At 36.4% G+C, this 21822-nt stretch carries 18 protein-coding genes and 1 pseudogene; 10 read left to right on the forward strand and 9 right to left on the reverse strand.

The features are described from left to right. The first annotated feature begins 272 nt into the window (after nucleotides 1-272). The 4 genes from IMO47_RS00540 to IMO47_RS19515 are packed head-to-tail and all read left to right on the forward strand — an operon-like array spanning nucleotide 273 to nucleotide 5341. The gene (locus IMO47_RS00540; RefSeq protein WP_196076369.1) at nucleotides 273-875 is read left to right on the forward strand and encodes a fimbrial protein; all 603 of its coding nucleotides are present in this window, start codon (nucleotides 273-275) and stop codon (nucleotides 873-875) included. Between the two features lie 32 nt (nucleotides 876-907). Beyond that, the gene (locus tag IMO47_RS00545) at nucleotides 908-1618 is read left to right on the forward strand and encodes a molecular chaperone (RefSeq protein ID WP_196076370.1); all 711 of its coding nucleotides are present in this window, start codon (nucleotides 908-910) and stop codon (nucleotides 1616-1618) included. A gap of 27 nt (nucleotides 1619-1645) precedes the next feature. After that, nucleotides 1646-4201, forward strand: a complete 2556-nt coding sequence (locus IMO47_RS00550) for a fimbria/pilus outer membrane usher protein (RefSeq protein ID WP_196076371.1) — start codon at nucleotides 1646-1648, stop codon at nucleotides 4199-4201. Nucleotides 4202-4204: 3 nt separating this feature from the next. Then, nucleotides 4205-5341, forward strand: a complete 1137-nt coding sequence (locus IMO47_RS19515) for a fimbrial protein (RefSeq protein ID WP_227552400.1) — start codon at nucleotides 4205-4207, stop codon at nucleotides 5339-5341. A gap of 141 nt (nucleotides 5342-5482) precedes the next feature. On the opposite strand, the gene IMO47_RS00560 is transcribed toward IMO47_RS19515, so the two are convergent. From IMO47_RS00560 to IMO47_RS00600, 9 genes are all read right to left on the reverse strand, one after another. Next, nucleotides 5483-6373 (reverse strand): LysR family transcriptional regulator, encoded by an 891-nt coding sequence (locus tag IMO47_RS00560; protein ID WP_196076372.1) that lies wholly within the window; start codon nucleotides 6371-6373, stop codon nucleotides 5483-5485. A 153-nt stretch (nucleotides 6374-6526) separates the two neighbouring features. Continuing rightward, on the reverse strand, nucleotides 6527-6850 hold the full coding sequence (locus IMO47_RS00565; RefSeq protein WP_196075175.1) for a hypothetical protein: 324 nt from the start codon (nucleotides 6848-6850) through the stop codon (nucleotides 6527-6529). 97 nt (nucleotides 6851-6947) lie between these two features. Continuing rightward, nucleotides 6948-7841 carry a LysR family transcriptional regulator gene (locus IMO47_RS00570; RefSeq protein WP_196075176.1) on the reverse strand — a complete coding sequence of 298 codons (894 nt, stop codon included), beginning with the start codon at nucleotides 7839-7841 and terminating at the stop codon, nucleotides 6948-6950. 906 nt (nucleotides 7842-8747) lie between these two features. Further along, on the reverse strand, nucleotides 8748-9209 hold the full coding sequence (gene cueR, locus IMO47_RS00575) for a Cu(I)-responsive transcriptional regulator (RefSeq protein ID WP_196074560.1): 462 nt from the start codon (nucleotides 9207-9209) through the stop codon (nucleotides 8748-8750). Between the two features lie 17 nt (nucleotides 9210-9226). Further along, on the reverse strand, nucleotides 9227-11707 hold the full coding sequence (locus tag IMO47_RS00580; RefSeq protein ID WP_196074559.1) for a heavy metal translocating P-type ATPase: 2481 nt from the start codon (nucleotides 11705-11707) through the stop codon (nucleotides 9227-9229). Nucleotides 11708-11965: 258 nt separating this feature from the next. Next, nucleotides 11966-12847, reverse strand: coding sequence for a CopD family protein (locus tag IMO47_RS00585; protein ID WP_196074558.1), 882 nt, complete (start codon nucleotides 12845-12847; stop codon nucleotides 11966-11968). A 62-nt stretch (nucleotides 12848-12909) separates the two neighbouring features. Further along, a complete protein-coding gene (locus IMO47_RS00590) occupies nucleotides 12910-13281 on the reverse strand; it encodes a copper resistance protein CopC (protein ID WP_196074557.1) in 372 nt (123 codons plus the stop codon). A 293-nt stretch (nucleotides 13282-13574) separates the two neighbouring features. Then, nucleotides 13575-14954: a heavy metal sensor histidine kinase gene (locus tag IMO47_RS00595; RefSeq protein ID WP_196077199.1), complete on the reverse strand. Its 1380-nt coding sequence runs from the start codon at nucleotides 14952-14954 to the stop codon at nucleotides 13575-13577. Next, nucleotides 14947-15627, reverse strand: a complete 681-nt coding sequence (locus IMO47_RS00600; RefSeq protein ID WP_196077200.1) for a heavy metal response regulator transcription factor — start codon at nucleotides 15625-15627, stop codon at nucleotides 14947-14949. The genes IMO47_RS00595 and IMO47_RS00600 overlap by 8 nt, the downstream gene beginning before the upstream one ends. 155 nt (nucleotides 15628-15782) lie before the next feature. Here IMO47_RS00600 and IMO47_RS00605 point away from each other — a divergent pair, with 155 nt between their 5' ends. The 6 genes and pseudogenes from IMO47_RS00605 (at nucleotide 15783) to IMO47_RS00630 (ending at nucleotide 21810) form a co-directional block, all read left to right on the forward strand. After that, nucleotides 15783-16124 carry a hypothetical protein gene (locus tag IMO47_RS00605; protein ID WP_196077201.1) on the forward strand — a complete coding sequence of 114 codons (342 nt, stop codon included), beginning with the start codon at nucleotides 15783-15785 and terminating at the stop codon, nucleotides 16122-16124. 120 nt (nucleotides 16125-16244) lie between these two features. Beyond that, nucleotides 16245-16460 (forward strand): annotated as a pseudogene (gene hfq / locus IMO47_RS19920) (RNA chaperone Hfq); the annotation flags it as partial. 903 nt (nucleotides 16461-17363) lie between these two features. Beyond that, nucleotides 17364-17900: a type 1 fimbrial major subunit FimA gene (gene fimA, locus IMO47_RS00615; RefSeq protein WP_196077383.1), complete on the forward strand. Its 537-nt coding sequence runs from the start codon at nucleotides 17364-17366 to the stop codon at nucleotides 17898-17900. 53 nt (nucleotides 17901-17953) lie between these two features. Then, nucleotides 17954-18448, forward strand: coding sequence for a hypothetical protein (locus IMO47_RS00620; protein WP_196077384.1), 495 nt, complete (start codon nucleotides 17954-17956; stop codon nucleotides 18446-18448). Nucleotides 18449-18467: 19 nt separating this feature from the next. After that, on the forward strand, nucleotides 18468-19169 hold the full coding sequence (locus IMO47_RS00625; RefSeq protein WP_196077385.1) for a fimbria/pilus periplasmic chaperone: 702 nt from the start codon (nucleotides 18468-18470) through the stop codon (nucleotides 19167-19169). Between the two features lie 28 nt (nucleotides 19170-19197). Then, nucleotides 19198-21810 carry a fimbria/pilus outer membrane usher protein gene (locus IMO47_RS00630; protein WP_196077386.1) on the forward strand — a complete coding sequence of 871 codons (2613 nt, stop codon included), beginning with the start codon at nucleotides 19198-19200 and terminating at the stop codon, nucleotides 21808-21810. Nucleotides 21811-21822: the final 12 nt, after the last annotated feature.

Consider the following 21822-nt stretch of genomic DNA (forward strand, 5'->3'; position numbering starts at 1 on the left):
AATAAGAAATCATGATTAAAAATCAATAATAAGTAAGTGTGATATATATAACATTATGATGAGTGTGTTGTATTATTTCTCACGATGTGAAGTTTCGTGTCTATCCTCTAAACTATGATTGTTATTTTTAATAAGAAAGTAGTTTTATTTGGATGGTAACTAGATTCAAACATATGGAATTATTTATTTAAGTGAACCTTGCTATGAATAAACATAGGTGATCAAAAAAATAATTCAGTACTATTTTTATTAAAACATATGAGGTTTATTGAATGAAAATTCTAACTTTATCGGCATTAAGTACATTGGTTTTGGGACTTGCTTGTACTCAAACTTATGCTGTTGATGGAACCATTACTGTAAATGGTGTAGTGACTGACAGTACTTGTACAGTTGCAGGTGGTGGCACAGGCGGTGCTGGTAATAAAGATATTATCGTGACTCTAGATACAGTACCTTCTTCTACTTTTACTACAGCAAATCAATTTGCAAGTCCAAAAAGCTTTGACTTAGAGCTTAAAAATGCTGCAGGTGGCAGTTGTGGTGCTGCAACAAATAAAGCATTGAAAGGCGTTCTATTAGAAACGGCTGTTGCTGGAGACTATGATTCAGCTAACAAAACAGCTTTAGTCAACAAAGCAGCGGGTGCATCAACAACGAATCCTGTTTTTATTCAGATTGTAACAGATTCAGATGTGGCTGTTGATTACTCAGCGGCGTGGGGAACTCAAGCAAAAAGCCCAGTTGTTCTGAATCCCGCAGATGGAACAGGTACAGCAAAAATGACTTATAAAGCACGCTACTTTACTAAGTCAGGCACTGTTGATGCACAGAATGTGACAGCGACTGTAAATTATACATTGCAATATAACTAATTTATTGTTGTTTGAATCATTCAGGGGGAGTTATGCGTTTTCTAAAAGTTGTTTTATGTGTGTTATTGAGCATGCCGCTTGCCCATGCCGGTGTATCAATAGATGGAACACGTATAATTTTCCCCTCCAATTCTAAAAGCGTAAATGCTCAGCTCAGAAATGTTTATGACACGCCTGCGCTTGTTCAGGCATGGATCGATACAGGGGATGCTAAAAAGACGCCAAAAGCTGAAGATGTTCCTTTTGTCCTTAATCCACCTTTGGTCAGAATTGAACCCCATAAAGGACAGATCATCCGGATTATTCCTTTAGATACAAGCAAGTTGGCAAAAGACCGTGAATCTATTTATTGGTTTAATATTTTAGATATTCCACCAGATGATCCGAATTTAAGCGATAAAAATCATTTGTCCTTTACTGTACGTACTCGTATTAAATTATTTTATCGACCACATCAGTTGGCGATGAAACCTACTGTTGCCCAACAGAGTATTCAATTCAAATTAGATTCGTCCTCAAAAGTCTTAACAATGAGCAATCCAACTCCGTATTACATTACTGTTTTACAGGTTGAAAGCGGAAAAGCACAAGCATTTAGTTCGGGTGAAGACGCCATGATGTTGGAGCCATTTAGCAGTCATATATTGAAGAATTTTAAAGTAGATTCAACAACAAAGAAAATATCTTATGAAATAGTCAACGATTTAGGCGCAGTACAGAAATTTGATGCCTTAATGCAGTGATAACACAGTAATAATGGATTGTTTAGCATGCTAAATTTTAAGAAAAGCGAACTTTGCTTAATGCTGCTGTCTGCGATTGCTGTGCAGGTTTCGGCTGAGGAAACTCAACAATCATTGATCGCCCAAGACAATAGCCATTTGATTGCACAGGATAATAGTCAGCTGATTGCACAAAATAATCAGATTGTGACGTTTAATGCTGCCTCATTATTTGGTAACGACCGTAATGTTTCATTGACCAATTTTGAGGTTAAAAACTTTGTTGCTCCTGGGAAGTATCTTGTACAACTATCGGTAAATAAACAAGTCATCGATAATGTTGAAGTGAATTTTGACCATTTGGATGGTCAACGTTCTGCTGTACTTTGTGTGAATGCAGCATTATTGGACAAATTTGATTTAACACCTGAATTTCGTCAAAGTTTGGCAGCAAAAGACTGTCGTACGATCAAAGATGTCAATGCAGATGCATATTATGATTTTGACTTGTCTCAATTAAAACTGGATGTGTCTATTCCACAAGCGTTACGGGTTGAACGACCTGAAGGTTATATCGATCCGACATTATTCAATAAAGGTGTGACATCAGGTTTCGTGGGTTATGCTTTTAACTACAACCGAGATGAAGACCGGGAAAACAAATACTTAGGTTTGAATGGTGGATTAAATCTTGCCGGTTGGTATTACCGTCATTCAGGGGCATTTGAATCTGAAAACTCAGGTTTGGGACATTATTATTCCGATCAAAATGTTTTATATCGAGATATGACTCGCTTAAATTCACGTTTAAGTCTGGGTCAGTTTAATACCACGACCTATCGCTTAGATAATTTACCGATTGTCGGTGCACAATTGGCATCTGATCAAGAAATGTTGCCTTGGTCTTCCCGTCAATATGCACCAGTCATTCAAAACTTTGCCAATACCAATGCTTTAGTGCGTATTTATCAAAGTGGTCAGAAGATTTATGAACGTACTGTACCGGCTGGCGCTTTTGTTATTCGTGATTTAAATGTGGCATCTTCTGGTGATTTGACGGTTGAAATCACGGAAACGGGTGGTGAAAAAAGAACATTTAATGTTGCAATGCAAAGCAACTACGACTTAGTGCGCCAAGGTCGTTATAACTATAGTGTAGCTGGTGGACGTTATCGAACACGGCATGAAACCACGGATGACAAACTATTTCAAGGAAGCTTTAATTACGGGATTAACAATGCGCTAACCATAGGTGCAGGTACAAATGTGAGTGATGACTATGCCAGTGGGTTGTTTGCATTATCTGCCAATACAATTTTGGGTGGTGTGACCGCATTTGTAGAACATACTGAATCTGAACTGTATAAAAAAGACTATCATGGACAAAAATATAGCTTGAACTACCGATATGATTGGCTACCGCAAAATCTGAATTTCTATGCAGATTATGCTAAGTATGATCATGGATATATGAGCATTTCATCGCATTTATATCAGCGAAATATCAATGATTTAACGGATAGAGAATATGATGATTTTCTATATAACTATAATTTAAAACAAAGTATGGGGTTGAGTGTTGCCAAGTCTTTTCCAAATACACGCTTGGGTAATTTTAATTTAACTGTACGTCAGAATAAATATTGGGATGATGGTCAAGATTATTATCAATACAATTTCAGCTATGGTAATAGTTGGAACAGAATCAGTTATAACATCGGTCTTTCGAGAACGGATTACTCTGATCGCACAAGAGATCGCGGTGATTCAGCTTACTTCTCTGTGACAATTCCTTTGGATTGGCGTAACAAGAATCTGTCAGTGAATGCCAGTGTACAACATGATCAAAACTCTCAGACTACTTCAAATGTAAATTTATCCGGTGTATTAGGTGCGCACAATGAGTTGAATTTTGGTGCAGGGGTGGTCAATAATCAGCACGACACGATGTTTAATGGCAACGTCAATTATTTATTGCCTGCAGTGAATTTGGGTGCAACGCTTTCAACCAACGAAAATAACACACAATATTCTTTATCGGCTCAAGGTGCTGTGGTTGGACATCGTTATGGTCTGACGCCAGTCAACACCTTACCTGATACGTATACGATTGTTCACGTTGATCAAGGGAAAGGTGCAGTTGTTTCAAGCGCTTGGGGCGTAAAAGTCGATCGCTTTGGCAATGCAATATTTCCATATAATACGCCATACAGTAAGAATGTGATCAGTCTGGATCCAGCAGATTTACCTGTGAATGTGACATTAGAGTCGAATCAAACTGAAGTAATTCCACGCAAATACAGTGCACAACTTGCAGAATTTAAAGCCAATACATCCAGTAATATTCTACTTAGACTTCGCCATTCATCTAACCAGACTATAGCCATGGGAAGTCAATTAAAAGATGAACAGGGGAATATACTAGGAATTGTTGGCGCATCAAGCCAAGTGATTGTCGATCAACAGGAAGCTTTACTGAAACCTACACGAATAGTTTGGGGAACGGGAAACCAAGAAAGTTGTTCAATTGCGGCAATTCCAGAACAGCAATTAACAAGAAAGCATACAGAAAATTTCAATATTATTGATGTGGAGTGTAAATAAGTCATGAATAAATTGTTATGGTTATCAGCTCCATTTATTTTTATCTGTTCAGAGTCGGTTTTTGCGACGTGCAGTAGTCGTCCAGCACAAGCAATATATAGCAATAGCAGTAATACAATTACTAGCTTTAGTTACAACCAATCTTTTCCCAGCGCAGTTAAACAGATGATCGGAGGGTGTAATCCTGCGATAAAAGCGAATGCGATTTTTAATGCATCCTCTGGTAATACAGACTTAACTGGGAGTAGTCCATTTGGTGTGGCGTCCAGCATCACAATTTCGGGTTCATCCGCAGATGCTGCGATATTGGCACTGGCAAAAGCGTGGCTAGTCAGTAATTTAAAAATAGCATTCAATATGTACGATAACAGTAATAATGGTTCAAAAGCAAAAAATATTACAGCATTAAATACCAACTATACTATTTTACCAGATACAGGAACTGGTCAAGCAGTTAATTTTGCAGGTGACCAATACTATATTGGGTCAGGGTCTGGAACACCCAATGTAGATACCCGTATTACAATCCAAAATATGAGCCTAGTGAATACAACTAAACCTTCCGCCGAAATTATTAATGCATTAAATGGTGCAACGATCCGGATACGATTGGGGACTTATTCTTATAAATATGCAGATTATAATGCATCTAGTAGTGCAGCGGTTACAACGGGTTCTATACAAATATATGAGGATATGACTTTAAACTTTAGTTTTCCAACCTGTACGATGGCAAACCAAAATGTGACTTTAGCACCTGTACCTACCGCAATTTTGAATAGCAATCAGACGGCGAATGAACAACCCTTTAATATCAACATAACCTGTACTGCCGCGATGCCGAATAAGCTTTTACTCGCAACCATTACCGACAGTTACACGCCAAGTAATGTAAATAATAATGGAATTTTAAAAAATCAACCGAGTTTGGCTAATGCGAGTAATGTAGATGTTCAACTCAGAGATAGCACAGACACTCCACTTGCAATCGGAACCCAAAGTTCTTTTTACGCGATTCCAGCTGGCTCTTCAGCAACAACATTTACCAAAGGATTAAAAGCGAGATATTATCGTTCAGCAGCCACAGCAACACCAGGTTATGTAAAAACACAAGCGACAGTGTCATTAGATTATCAATAGTTAAACAGTGTTAATTGTTGAAATAATTATTTATTTTAAAAAGTCGCATATCTATAATGTTATTGTCAATTTTAAGCATGCGACTCTTATTTTTAAAGAACTCAATTTTATAGAGTTTAAAAATTACATGATTTATAAACATTATTGGTCATGAGCGACATAACCAAATTTATTCAGTAAGTTTTGTTGCGTTTGTTGCATTTCTTTGATCAGCCAATCTCTAAAAATTACTTTTCTGGTGTCTTCTTCAATTGAGGAGGATGCCAATAAATAATAGGCTGAATCATCGAAGTGGAGATATTTTTCAACCTGAAAAAAATCGTGGTCAAGTTCATGCTCAATCATAAAACCAGAAACAATGGTTTGCCCTAAACCAGATAAACACGCTTCGATACATAAATAAAAGTGATCAAGCTCAATCGTGTTTAATTTTGAGATTTCAGGATATTCTTTCGCCAAATAAGTTTTAAATTTTGGGCGCGAGGTACTCAATAACAAATTTGAAGCGCTTTGTTGATTGGAGTTAACCATAAACATAAATTCATCAATGATTTTGCTACTAAAAATATGATCACCCCAAGCAAAATCATTCCTTCGAATAGCAAGATCAATATCTTGGTTTTGAAAGTCTAAAGGACCTCCACCCGTTAAAAGGGTGATTCCAAAACCGAAATCCAATTCATTAAACTTAACCATTCTCGGAATTAACCATTTCATGGAAATAGTAGGTTCACATGAGATGATTAAATTATTATTTTTATATTTTTGTTGTTTAATGCTGATTATACAATGATCGAGTTGATTAAAAACATGCTGGCAGCAATCCAGAAGGACTCTTCCTTCAGCAGTTAAAATCAATGATTTATTTTTTCTTTCAAATAAGGCAACATTTAATAGATCTTCTAAATTTTTGATTTGTCGACTTACTGCACTTTGGGTAACATAAAGGCGTTCCGCTGCAATAGTTACACTTCCCTCAATAGCCACATAATAAAAAAACTTTAATGAATTAAGTGATAATCTTTCTATCATGTTAAAGGCTCTTGTAATCAATATATTGAATTAGTTGATTTACATATTCATGTAAATCAAGTATTAGTACTTTATTTTAATAGATATTATAATTTTTTGTAATATATCGCAATGCATTTAGTCGTAAAGATTCGTAAAAATCATCTATTTTATTTATTTTTTATCATGTTTACAGGCACATTTTCCATACATATTATATAAAAACAAGGCAGGAGAATCTGTCAAATTAACCTCATTTTGGTCAATAAAGTATGTTTGATTGCTGTTTTGATCTAATACGGTTAAAAATTTATTTTGTCGGTCAATCACAATGCCATGAATTGTACTTTTAATATATTCAAAATTTTTATCAAGATAACCAGTATTAAAAAAAACTGCATCACCAATTTTAATTCGCCACTTGGATGTTTCTTTAAGTAGACCACAATGTTTACAGGTCCACTTTTTGGTTTTAAATGAAATATTGGGTTTGAGCATTAATTTTCTCCTTTTGATTATTTTCTCATATAATTAAATATTATATAAATGAGTAAATTTTTATTGTTTTGATGATTTTATTGAATAATAGATATTATTAATTAAATTTCTTCTTTAAATATGAAAATTTTTCTAAATTTAATTGAGTTTTATTTATCTCTTCGACCAACCAATTTTTAAAAACAACTTTTCGATAATCTTCCTCTAAAGGAGAAGCAGATAATAAATAATAGGAAGAACCATCTTGAAAAGGCTCTGTGATTGGTTCTAACTTACCATTATTTAAGTCTTTTTCTATCATGTATCCAGATGCAATCGTTGAACCTAAACCAGATAAACATGCTTCAATACAGAGATAAAAATGATCAAGTTCTTTATAGTTGAGCTGCGTGATCTTATCTCTAATATGATTTATCTTTAATAAAGTTCCCCAGAATTTATGCCGCGAAGAGGATATTAAAATGTTATTATTATGTTTGGTTGTATTTTTAACGAAAAACATGGTCTCATCCATAAGCTTGATACTATAAATATGGTCTTTCCAACTAATATCATCCCTGCGAATAGCTATATCAGTACTGCTGAAATTTAAAGTTTTATCAATTGTCGTTAACTTTAAATCAAAACCGCTGTTTAATTTATTAAAATCCTTTAATCTGGGAATTAACCATTTCATACATAAGGTAGATTCACAAGAGACGATAAGTTCCTTGATATTTTCCTTTTTATTATCTAGTCGAATAAGACATTTATCAATCTCATGAAAAATACCTTGGCAGCAATTTAAAAGTAAAAGTCCTTCATTCGTTAATTCTAACGTTTTTCCTTTTCTAATGAAAAGAACTGTATTTAGATCGTATTCTAAGTTTTTTATTTGTCGACTAACCGCACCTTGGGTTACGAAGAGCTTTTCTGAGGCAATTGTCACACTCTCATACATTGCAACATAATAAAAAAACTTAAATGAGTTTAGTGAAATCCTTTTAACCATTTAAGACATTACTCAATATTTTGGGGTTTGGAAATTATATTTCTATGAATCAATATGATGATTTTATATAGTGAAGATATTCTTAGCAATCTTATTAATTTGATGATTAATCAAGTGTATGGTTGAAAAAATGTAATACATTTTTTGGTCGAGATAAAATTGATTTTTATCAGTTTAATATTGATTTTTCATTCCTAAAAATCATATATTTTGTTGATTGTAAGTAATATGATGTTTGTGTGCTTGATTTATTTGATTAGAATTATTAATCAGTTCTTGCTCTATCTTGAGGTTTTTTGGTTTGATGATAAAAACTTGATGGTGGTGAATTATTTTTTAAATGATTTTTTTTGATATTCAGAGATGTTATTTGAACGGTTTTTTGGTATTTAAGGGCTGATTTTATTTTAAAAAATGAATTAAAAACTAGAGTTTTTTTATCAATGCAAAAGACATTATGAAAAGGTTAACGAACTTTAGATATGAATCATCCTTAAAGAAAATAAGAGTACTTGATTAAAGCTTTTTCTCGTGATTTTTTAATAATTAAAACGATCATTAAAGGAACAATTTCAAACAGGTGACCTTGTAATTATGGCAATGCTGATCATGAATTTGCGACAAATCAAGGGGGGGAAATATAGCGTTTATGTTGAAAATATGACCTGTACTGCTTGACTATACCGTAAGCAAAAGCGATTCAAACTTTAGATGATGAGGCAGAGATCATCAGCAATAAACCGAAGCGTCATTTAAAATCAGTACAACGGTGACTGACAAAGATGTAAGGGAAGGGATAGGTCAGTCTAAATTGATGATCCAGTATGAAAAATTTAAAACATAAAAAAAGCTACTGTGGTCAGCAGCTTTGTTATATTTGTTCACAGAAATTAAAAAGAAGAAGATTTAGGTTTTAGGTGTTCCAAGTGGTGAAATGGATAAAGCATCGTTTTGGTGATGTAGATCATTCATGTCGAGATCTGTTGTCTGTAGTCCATCAAGAATAGGGCAGTCTGGTCGATGATCTCCAGCACAGCAATTGATTAAATTCTGTAAAGTCTCGGTCATTTTCTGCAATTCAAGAATCCGCAATTCCAACTTTTCAATGTGAGATTGTGCTAATTTTTTGACGTCTGCACTTTGTCTTTTTTTATCATTCCATAAATCGAGAAGATCGGTAATTTCACTGACTGAAAACCCCAAAGCCCGTGATCTTCTAATAAATTTTAAGCGCTCTACATCTTGAATACCATATGAGCGATAACCTGAATTGTTGCGTCCCACAGTAGGAATTAAACCAATTTGTTCATAGTAGCGAATCATTTTGGCAGATATACCGACGGCTTTAGAGAGTTTTCCAATGTTCATTTGAATCTCCTTGGGTATTATTGGGTCGTCAAGGTCGGTTTAAACCGACGTAAACGCAATGCATTTCCTAAAACGAATACACTGGATAATGCCATTGCGCCAGCAGCAAATATTGGTGATAAAAGAATACCGTAGGCAGGATAAAGTAACCCTGCTGCGACAGGGATTAACAGAACATTGTAAGCAAATGCCCAGAACAGATTTTGATGAATATTGCCTATGGTTGCTTTGGACAATGCAATTGCATTGGCAACACCCTGTAGGTTTCCTGACATCAGCACCACATCTGCAGACTCGATTGCGACATCTGTTCCTGTACCAATTGCAAGACCAACATCTGCTTCAGCCAAAGCAGGTGCATCATTGATACCATCACCAACAAAAGCGATATTGCCATGTTGTGCTTTTAGCTGTTTTATTGCCGCTACTTTTCCTTCGGGTAGGACTTCTGCAATCACTTGATCAATTCCTAATTTTTTCGCGATTGCATGCGCTGTACGAGCATTGTCGCCTGTGATCATTGCGACTTCGATACCCAGTTGGTGTAATGCTTGAATTGCGCTTGGTGTGGTGGATTTAATTGGATCAGCAACTGCAATAATACCTGCCAGCGCCTGATCAATCGCAACATAAAGTGGAGATTTTCCTTCATCCCCCAAACGTTGTGCGGTATTTGCAAATGGTGAAACATCAACATTTAACTGAAGCATATAACGGTCTGCACCCACATGAATCGTATGACCATCAATCGTTGCCAAAACCCCCATACCCGTGACAGAGTCAAAACTATCTACAGGAGAGAGTTTGAGATTTTGCTGTTTTGCTGCATTGACGATTGCTTGCGCAATCGGATGTTCGGAATGCGACTCCACAGCTGCAACCAAACTTAATACCTGTTCATATTTGAAATTTTCAGTAACTTCAAAATCCGTTAACACGGGATGACCTTCAGTTAGAGTGCCTGTTTTATCTACAGCAACAATCCTAGAGTCCTTGAGTAGCTGTAATGCCTCACCTTTGCGAAATAGCACGCCCAACTCAGCACCACGTCCTGTACCCACCATAATTGAAGTGGGGGTTGCTAAGCCCATGGCACAAGGGCATGCAATAATCAAGACAGCTACAGCATTGACCAACGCATAGGTGAGGGCTGGAGATGGACCAAAAATAAGCCAGATTAAAAATGTAAGTATTGCTGCAAGCATTACGGCAGGCACAAACCATAAGGTGACTTTATCAACCACAGCTTGAATTGGCATTTTAGAGCCTTGCGCTTGTTCAACTAAACGAATAATTTGAGCAAGCATGGTTTCACCACCAACAGCAACAGCAGTAAAGGTTAAAGTACCATTTTGATTTATGGTACCTCCAACAACATCACTTTCAACTTTTTTCTCAACGGGAATAGGTTCTCCAGTAATCATGGACTCATCAACGAAACTTTGTCCATCAACGACCTTACCATCGACTGGAATTCGTTCACCAGGCTTTACAATGATAAAGTCACCTACAATCACTTCATCTATAGGAATATCGACGACTTGGTTGTTGCGTGATACATGAGCGATTTTAGCTTGTAAACTGACCAAGCGTTGTATGGCCTCAGAAGTTCTTCCTTTTGCTTTAGCTTCGAGAAAACGACCAAGTAAAATCAAGGCAACGATAACAGCAGCAGCTTCATAATAAACGTTGACGGTGCCTGTAGGTAGAATCTGCGGTGCAAATGTTGCAACAAGCGAAAAAAGATACGCCGCTAATGTCCCTACAGCCACCAACGAATTCATGTCTGGCGCGAAGCGAAACAGGGCAGGAAAACCATGGACATAAAATCTGCGACCAGGAATAATCAGGACTAAAGTGGTCAGGATAAATTGTAGATACCAACTATTTTGGATACCGATGGTTTGTGCAATCCAATGATGCAGACTAGGAAAGATATGAGAGCCCATTTCTAGTATAAAAACAGGGAGAGCAAGTACTGTCGCCAGTATTAAATCTCTTTTTAATTCACTGCGCTCTTTATCTTTTTTCTCAAGATGCTGGGTTTGATTGGGAAGCGCATTTTGGATTTGTTTGGCATCATAGCCTGCGCGATCTATGGCAGCAAGGAGTGCGTCGACGCTGGCATGCCCACTCACGGTTGCGCGTTCAGTCGCTAGATTCACAACGGCTTCTTTTACGCCATCCACTGCTTTTAATGCTTTTTCAACACGACTCACGCAAGAAGCACAAGTCATTCCATCGATGTCGAATTCAAATTTTTCATCTATAACGTCATAACCGACATTTTCTATTGCATCGATAAGTAATTGCCGTTGTAGTGGTTTATCGAGTGAAATATCTGCACGTTCTGTTGCTAAATTCACGACGGCATCTTTTACACCATCAACTTTTTTGAGCGCATTTTCAACACGACCAACACAACTGGCACATGTCATCCCCTCGATTTGTAAGTTTATTTTTAAATCAGAATCAGTACTATATGGAGAATTTGCCATTATTTATACCTTACTATTTTCTTGAATGATTTAATCCTAAACTCTCCCATCGTGGGAAGGTCAAGCGAAATAGTGTAAGATTTATGCTTAAAAACATGAGTCAAACAGGCTGATACTCTACTTGATATATCCATTGAATGGAGAGAAGATAGACCCAAATGAACGTAATATGGTCTAAGACAATAAAATAAATAGTTAAGTCTTGAATCTTGACATGAGTAAGTTAAAAGGATTGCCTAATCAGTAAGTTTAGGGATCTCATTCAATCCCTACAACTGTTGTAATATATGCTGTGGTGAACAGAATCATTAACCCAATCGACATTTCAAACAAAATGGCATAACCCAGATATCGCCCAAACTGAGACTTATGCAGTTGCGGCGTAAAAAACCATTTGTTAAATGCGGCAAGCAGCAATATACAACCGACAAACACGATTTTGAGCATAAAGCCATTGCCATAAGGGGTGCTGGTCAAAGTATCAATATCTTTGAGTAAAAGCACTGCAACACCTGCACCACAAGCAATCAGTAGACCGACAATCAATCCGGCAATTTGTCCGAATAAATGGGTACGATCTTTTAAGGCAAGTCCTTTCAATTGATGGGTGGCTTTTAATAATGGATATAAAGCTCCCATCCAAACTGAAATCAACAATACATGAATTGTCAGTAGAATTTGAGCAAAAAATGACAAATTTGCAGTGTGTCCCGTTTGAGAAAAACCATAGGCAAGTGCGAGTACGAAAAGTCCAAACAAAAAACGTTCAAGCATGGAACTCTGTGTGGTTTTTTGAGTAAACTTGATGAGCAACAAAATAAGAAGAACGAGAAAAATAAGAATGCGACCAATCAACATTTGACCCGTAACTGTATTTAAAAGTATCTGGATATAAGTGGTATTGAATATTCCGGCAAACCCTGAATCGGCAAAGCTGCCGACCAAAATCAAAAAACCGGCAATACTAGAGATCAGCCCTAAACCTGCTCCGAAGCACATATATTGAAGAATGCTCACTTTCAGTGAAATGAAGCGATTAAATAAGAAGTAACAAAATGCGCCACCTGTAATAAATGCCATACTTAAATACAAAGTGACTTTGCTCAGCCAAGTTAACCCAATCCAATATTCAGAAATCATGATTTTCCCAAATCAATACGGTGCCTAGCAATCTGCCGCTGTTTGATTGACGATTCAATATTTTATTGAATCGTGAAGCTATACTCGCCATTCATGTTGTGACCATCTTTGCCCATGGTTGTCCATGTCACGGTGTACTTTCCTTTTTTTAGACTTGGAACTGGAACATTGAAGGTTTTTTTAAGATCGTGATTCACTTTATAGTTCAGCGAAATATTTTTTTGTTGAGCATCTAATAACTTAATGTTCATCAACATTACCTCTTCTCCAAAATTTAGAGTGAGATTTTTAGGTTGATCAGTCACAGTTGCATTCATAGCGGGAATTGCGCTGAGTAATTTCACATGAGCAAGCGCACCGGTTGCTGTGAAAAGCAGCGTAATACCAAGGAATATGCTTGGTACTGCCGAGATTTTTTTTGGAATAAAGCTCATGTGAAATTTCCTATGAATATGATGATAGTTAAGCAATCGTATCACCTCAGTCTCTATGATTGCTTAACTATTCAATTATTCAATATCCAAATATACAAGAGTATGACTTTAAAATTACATTTCTGTTGTTTAATAAAATTAAGTAATTGACAATAACAAGCTGTCGAATTGAACATTATTAAAGCCAAAAACGTATAGAAAGTAACATTGTTCACAACAATTGAAATATTAAATTAGAAAGCAAGTGAAAATCACGAAAAGCAATTTAGTGCTGATTAAAATAATGAATTAACCTATTCATTCTTAAAAATAATGGAAAAAATCACCAGCCCATTTCTAGATTCTGCATAAATCAAGGCATTGTGCATATCCAATATTGACTTGGTAATTGCCAAACCAAGACCTGTGCCATCTTCAACTCTTTGGCGTGATGCATCGGTTCGATAAAAACGGTCAAATACGCGAGATAATTGTTCTGGAGAAAGGACAGGTCCCTCATTTTCTATCGAAAATAAAGTATTTTCTGTTTGTTGTTGAAATTTAACACGAATGACTGAGTTTGATTTCCCGTATTTGATGGCATTGGAAAACAAATTACTCAGAGCACGGCGTAACATGGTTGGGTCGGCATTGACACTCCCTGAACCTGATTGTTCAAAAGTGATATTTTTTTCCGCAGCAACTGCATCGTAAAACTCAAACAAGGCTTCGACTTCCGCAGCTAAATCAATATGTTCAAGTTTGGCTAAAGTTAACCCATTTTCTGCTTTCGCTAAAAACAGCATATCCGATACGATTCTTGCCAGATGCTCAAACTCTTCTAAATTGGAAAACAAGACTTCCTTATACGCATCAATATCACGGCTACGAGAAAGACAAACTTGTGTTTGGGTCATTAAGTTATTAATTGGTGTGCGGATTTCATGGGCTAAATCGGATGAAAAGTCGGAAAGCTTCTCCAATGCAACCTCTAGACGATCAAGCATGTCATTAAAAGCAATCGTCAGTGGTTTTAATTCTGATGGCGTATTATTAAGCTCTAAGCGCACAGAAAGATGTTGAGCTGAAATACTTTCCGCAACTTTGGCCATTCTTTTTACAGGTCTCAATCCTCTCCATGCAGCAAACCAACCTAAAAACATTAAACAGATGGTTCCGATGAGACCAATATAAAACAGTTGTCGTCTAAATTCGTTTAAAAAAAGCATATGTTCCGATGTATCAATGCCGACAAGTGTCTGTGTCGATTGCGAAATATTATTATTCTTTATATCTTTCTTGTAGATAAATCCACGATATGTGTGATCTTTTATGTTCCATTTTATCCAAGGATTGACATCGGACTGCGTGATTTGTTGTTTTGAAATAATTGCAGGTGTAGAACGGAAGATCACTTTACCTATCGGACGTTCGACTTGAATGATTAAATTATCATGTCCAATGAGTGCATCATTTAAAGAAACTGCAAGCTCAACAGAATTACTCGGATGTTGAGCTAATAAATTGTGGATGAGTTGAATTTTTCCTTCAAGGAGCATCCGATCTTCGTTCTCAAAATGGCGTGTCACACGTTGATGAATGACCAGACCCATTGTAATCAGAATCGTAATCGTCGAAAGAGAAAAAAGAATGGCTATTCTAAAGCTTAATGCATTAAATAGCCTGTTATTCATCTTCTACCTCTAGAACATAACCCATTCCCCGAATGTTTTGAATGAGTTTAGGCATGAAATCCTGATCAACTTTATTGCGTAAACGTTTAATTGCAACTTCAACGACATTGGTATCACTATCAAAGTTCATATCCCAAACTTGTGAGGCGATTAAAGCCCGAGGCAGAATTTCTCCTCGTCTTCGCATAAACAGTTCCATGAGTGCAAATTCTTTTGCAGTCAGATCAATGCGTTGACCTGCACGGGTAACACGACGTTTTCTTAAGTCAAGTTCAAGATCTGCGATACGGATGAGATTGCTGTCTTCTCTTTGCTGACCCCGACGAAGTAAACTCTTGATACGTGCTAATAATTCTGCAAAAGCAAAAGGTTTAACCAAATAGTCATCAGCGCCTAGGTCCAATCCTTTTACACGGTCTTCAATTTGATCTCGCGCGGTTAAAAATAAGATGGGCATTGTCTTTCCACTTTTTCGAACATCTTGAATAATATGCCATCCATCCAATTCGGGGAGCATGACATCTAGAATAATCAAATCATATTCCTCAGAAAGTGCTTGATGTCTTCCCATATGCCCATCGGTGACCCAATCCGTTATGTAGCCAGCCTCATATAGACCCTGTTTAAGATAATCACCAGTTTTTTGTTCATCTTCGACCAATAAAATTCGCATTTCTAAAGTCCTAAACAGTTTCTTTCGTCAACCCGCATCATAGCGTGATAAAAGTCATCGTAGCTGTGAATGACAAAAATGTCATTTTCATGTCATCTTAGCGTTTGTGTGCTTGTTTTATTGTAGAACCAATAAACAAAATATGAGATAAAAAAATGAAAGGATTTTTTAAATCATTTAAACGAAGTCAGACAGTTTTACTCTGTTTAGCATGTTTGATGTTATCTGTTCAATCATCGGCTCATGATGAAGAAGATAAAGTATTGATCAGAACGACAGATGAAAAAAATATGATTGAAAAAAAACAAAAATGTGAAGAACGATGTAAAGCATCTCAAAGCAGTCAGGTTCAAAAAAATAATCACAAAAATGATTCACTTCAGTTTGACAAGCAAAATTCGAAAATGGGCAATATGTCACCAGCAATGCAAAACATGGATCATAACCAGATGAAAATGCCAAACCAAAAGGAGCAATCCTCTCATTCAGACAAATAATGAAACATGGATTTGATACAGGATGATCTTAAATTCGTGTTTTTTAATATCTGAGCTTTAAAGAGAAGAAACGTTATTGCCAATCTGATTTTGCTTCTTAGGTGAATTTTGGAGTATGGAATGTCTAAAAATCAAATTTTACAGGATCCTTTTTTGAACTCACTGAGAAAAGAGCGAATTCCGGTTTTTATTTTCCTTGTCAACGGAATCAAGTTACAAGGACATATCGAATCCTTTGATCACTATGTGGTTTTACTCAAAAATAGCAGTAATCAAATTCAGATTATTTATAAACACTCAATATCTACAGTTTTTCCTACCCGTGATCCTCGACCCAATATTGGTATTTTCCTTGCTCAATTTGGTGGTCGATATGGTTTTAATCACGCAACTGGTATTCATGGAGACAGCATCGTAGAAGAAAGTTTATCAAACCATGAACTCCACGAAGATGAGTGATTAAAATGTTAAATTCTATTTTTTATAAAGTGAGTAGAGTGATTTTTCAAATATAAATATACAATAATTTAGTCTAATTTTTTTGAGACATCATTTATGTTTTCAGAAATTTTCCAAAACAATAATGTGTTATATAAAGTTTACTGGTCCTTGTTTCTACAAACGTATTTCCATTTTAATATCCATGTTTATGATTCTTTTTAAATTTTTAGCATTATAAAATTATTAATCAATTTGGCTGCTCGCATGTTTCAAAAATCAAGTATTAAAATATGATAAGTTGGAAATAAGCATATCACTTTTATTGAAAAATCAACTAAAATAAATCATCTTTTAAATTTGATTTTAATTCATAACATATATTCTAGTCATTTAGAGTCAATGATGGTTGTCATTGATTGAATTTAATCTGTAATGTCTTATTTTTAATACTAATCGGATTTAGGTAAAAATAAAAAAAAATTATGGAAAAAACAATTGTCAGTGATTTAAATAAAAAATGAATTCTAACAGAATGAAAAAACTATAGATTTTTCTAAGTTGAAAAAAAATCAACATTACCCATGATTAAAACTCATTTCTCTATTTCTAGTCATAAGGTTACATTAATTCTGTTTTATGTGATTACTGTCTCATAATTTTAAAAAAATAGGATATATCTCATTTGTTTGAGTAGGGTCAGTTAAATTTTAACCCACAATAAATGACAGAAATTCAAAAATATGTATCAGTCCTCACAACAAACATCATTTGTTTCTTCTCTTTTAAAAGGGTTATTTCATGAAAAAATTAGGTCTTCTTGCTGCTGCACTTGTTGTTTCATCTACGCCATTCGCAGCAACTGTAAATGGTGGAACAGTACATTTTGTTGGTGAGTTGGTGAACGCTGCATGTGCAGTAAGCACTGATACAGCAGATCAAATTGTTGATTTAGGACAACATCGTACTGCAAGTTTAGCGACTGCTAATGCTAAATCGGCAGCAGTTCCATTTAATATTCAATTGGTGGACTGTGATGCATCATTGGTCACTAAAGGAGTGTCTTTTGCATTTAATGGTCAAACGATAACCGGTAAGAATACTCTCTTGGCTGTAAATGGTGGGGGTGGCAATGCACCTGCTGCAACCAATGTGGGCATCGAAATCACTGACTATGCTTCTACAATTCTTGCACTAGATGGCAGTGTCTTCTCAGCAGAAAAAGCAATCAGTAATGGTACAAATACATTCCCATTTTCTGCACGTTATGTAGCAACTGGTCAATCTACAGCGGGTAAAGCCAATGCAGATGCGACTTTTGTTGTGAACTATAACTAAGCATAAATTCAAACCATGATTTGAATTTATTACTGTTAATGGGCTTATTTCACATGAATAGATATCTGGCTGTGCTGATTGGAATGGCTATATCGCTAAATGCTTCCGCAAACAGCTATGTATTTGGTGGAAGAGCCCATTTTAACGGCTCCTTGGTTAATCCAAGTTGTGCCTTTGTTCCAGGCAATAATTTAAAGCATTTAACGACAATCGATTTAGCCTCTTTTTTAGAGTTGAATGTTTCCAATTGTTCTTCAACAGTTTATTACAATCTTGAGATTGCGTTGAGAGATCCTCGCAATATTGCAAGCAGTTCAAACGCTCAATCAGTATCTGAAAAATCCTTTTATTTACTACCAGGTGCCAATTTACACCATTCCCAAATATATGAGGGAGTTCCATCACAAGTTGCTTTGAATGTTATTGAAAATCAAAGCGTTGCTGAATTGTCAAATATTGATGAAACAGTGGTACTGCCTTTGCCATTTCAAGTTGGTCAGATGTCTCAAAACAGTACAAATATTTTGCTCTCTGTTTTTTATCCATAAGTTATTTCGGAATATTTATATGAATTTAAATATGTTTAAAAACGGTGTATTGGGGCTGACGTTATCATGCCTTACGACCTTTTTACATGCGGAAGGTAAAGCAATTGGTGGGGTATCTTTGGGCGCAACACGTGTGATTTATCCTATGGAAGCGAAACAGGTTTCACTCTCCGTGATCAATCATAGCAAAAAAGACCGTTATCTGATTAATTCTTGGGTTGAAAATAAAAGTGAAGAGAAAGTAAAGACTTTTTTAGTTACACCACCTTTATTTGTAGCTGAACCAGCAACCGAAAATACGCTCAGGATTGTCAATTTAACAAACAACTTGCCTCAGGATCGTGAGTCGGTGTTTTGGTTAAACGTAAAGTCAATTCCTTCTGTAGATAAAGAAATTCTTGCAGAAAAAAATATATTACAGCTCGCCGTATTATCTCGCATTAAGTTGTTTGTGCGACCTGAAAAACTCAGTATTGCACCTGAAAATGCATTAGAAAAAATCAAGTTTGTAAAAAGTGCAGATGGTGTAGAAGTGGATAATCAGTCGCCATATCACATCTCTTTTGTGAACTTGACATTAAATGATAACAAATTAGACAGCGTGATGGCTGCGCCATTTGAAAAAACTAAAATTTCAAAAATAACAGGCAGTAAGCTGAGTTACCAAACTGTAAATGACTATGGTGGTGTAACCCCAAAAGTGGAAGTAAATCTTAATTAATGTGTATTGTTGTATAGGTAATTAATTCATGACGCCAATCAAACCGATGTATGCAAAAGTAAAAGCACTGCCTATGTGTGTTGCATCGGCAATGGCTGTTAGTACTGTTTTTGCAGAACATGTATATGCTGAGCAAGTTTTTAATACTGCATTTTTAACTGATGGCTTGTCAAATGCACAAATTGCAGATTTATCGAAGTTACAAAGTTCTCAGCAACAATTACCTGGTGTTTATCGTGTTGAAATTTATGCAAATGATGAGTATGTTCTGACACGTGATATTCAATTTATTGAAAAGCAAAATGCACAAGATAACACAGGTCTGGTTCCATGTTTGGATGTCAAACTGTTAGAAAGTTTTGGAGTAAATACATCGGCTTATCCTGAGTTAATGCGTGCTCAAGAATCAACATGCCTTGATATTTCTCAAGCCATTGAAGGTGCAAATAGTCGTTTTCAATTTAGTAAACAGAAACTTTATATTGATCTCCCGCAAATTGCTTTAAAAAATCAGGTTCGTGGCTATATTCCTCCTGAACAATGGGATGCGGGTATCAATGCGATGTTTCTGAATTATCGGCTATCTGGCTATAACAACTCAGGTTCAGCTACAGCTGGGAAGGGGTTATATCTCAGTGTGGACAGTGGTCTTAATTTAGGTTCATGGCAGCTTCGCCATTCCGGAAGTTTTAATTATAATTCTGATGATAATTTCTCAAACCATGAGTGGACAAGTCTCAATACCTATCTTCAAAAAACACTGATTCCAATCAAAAGCCAATTGAGAATTGGAGATGGTGCTACTGACGGTAGTGTTTTTGATAGTTTTGGCTACCGTGGTGTCGAATTATCTACTGCCGATGCAATGTATCCCGACAGTCAACAAGGCTATGCTCCGAATGTGCGTGGTGTTGCTAAAAGTAATGCAAAAGTAGTGATTCGACAAAATAATAATATTGTTTACCAGATCAATGTTGCTCCAGGACCGTTTTTAATTCAAGACTTGAATCCAGCTTTTGGTAGTGGGGATTTACATGTATCGGTTGAAGAGAGTGATGGATCTGTCCAAAGTTATTTGGTTCCTTATTCAAGCTTACCCATTTTACAGAGAGAAGGGCGGACACGTTATAGCGTTCTGGCTGGCGAGTTTCGTAACGGTCTACGTAGTGACAGAGGGAACGACACAGTTGTACAGGCTACAATCGTACACGGCCTAGATAAAGGGCTTTCCATTTATGGTGGTTCCCAACTATCAAACCATTATCAAAGTGGCTTGATTGGCTTTGGTAGTAATATGGGGAAATTTGGTGCGTTTTCATTCGATTTAACACATGCCAAAAGTGAGTTGGTTGATGGTTCTAAGCATAGTGGTCAATCTATGCGATTTCTCTACTCTAAATCGTTACTTCGTTCTGGAACAAGTTTCCAACTGTTAGGCTATCGTTATTCAACGCGGGGGTTCTATACACTGAATGACGTTTTCTACGGACAGATGAGTGACAATTATGGAAAAGCTGAAACTCAAGACGGAAATTTAGCGACTGTTGGAATAACAGCCAATGGTTATGATCTCAATCACACCAAAAAAGGGCGTTTGCAAGCCAATATTTCCCATTCGATGGGGCAGTATGGTTCTGTTTACTTTGCCGCAAATCAACAAAGTTATTGGGGGACTTCGAAAAAAGATGAGTGGGTACAAGCAGGTTACAATGGTGCATGGAATGGCGTAAGTTATTCTTTGGGGGTGAGCCGTAACATGTTTTCTCAATTAGAGAAAGCCAATACAATGTATACTGCGAATATATCTTTCCCATTAGATCGCTTACGTTCCAAAGCCAATTTCCATAACAGTACATGGGGCAATACTTATGCGACCGCATCTACAACGCAAAATTCAGATGGCAATAATGCTTATCTGGTGGGTATTAACGGTACATTATTAAAAGATCGAAATCTTAATTATAGTATTCGACAAGGCTATGTGACTGAACAAGGTTCTGCTGGATCAATCAATGCCAACTACAATGGAACGTATGGCAACATTGGTGCAGGTTACAGCTATGATGGCAACAATAACCGCTTTAGCTACAGTGCAACAGGCGGTATGTTGCTGCACAAAGATGGTTTAACTTTTGGACAGACCTTAGGTGACACCAGTATTTTAGTGAAAGCGCCTGGTGCAAAAGGTGTAAAAGTTGAAAATTACAATGGTGTTAAAACGGACTGGCGTGGCTATGCAATTTTACCTTACGCGTCAGAATATCGCTTAAATCGTGTGGCACTAGATTCAAACAGTTTTGATTCAAATTTAGAAATCAATAGCAATGTCAGTCATGTTGTACCGATCCGTGGTGCGATTGGTCGTGCGACATTTGACACCAGTATTGGTGTTCGCGCACTCATTAATATTCAATATAAGGGACAACCTATTCCTTATGCCAGCAATGTGACGGTTACAGGTGGAAAAGCATCAGGTATGGCGGCAGAGTTTGGGCAGGTCTATATGACAGGGTTACCTTTAAAAGGTGTACTGGAGATTGCTTGGGGGGAAACAACTGAACAAAAATGTGTTGCGGATTATGATATTGGCACAGCAGATTTAAGTCTTGCAATACAACAGTTTAACGTTGAATGTAAGTAACAGGAGAGCATT

It is taken from the genome of Acinetobacter sp. Res13-Abat-PEC15-P4-01 (assembly GCF_015676285.1).
GTDB lineage: Bacteria > Pseudomonadota > Gammaproteobacteria > Pseudomonadales > Moraxellaceae > Acinetobacter > Acinetobacter nematophilus.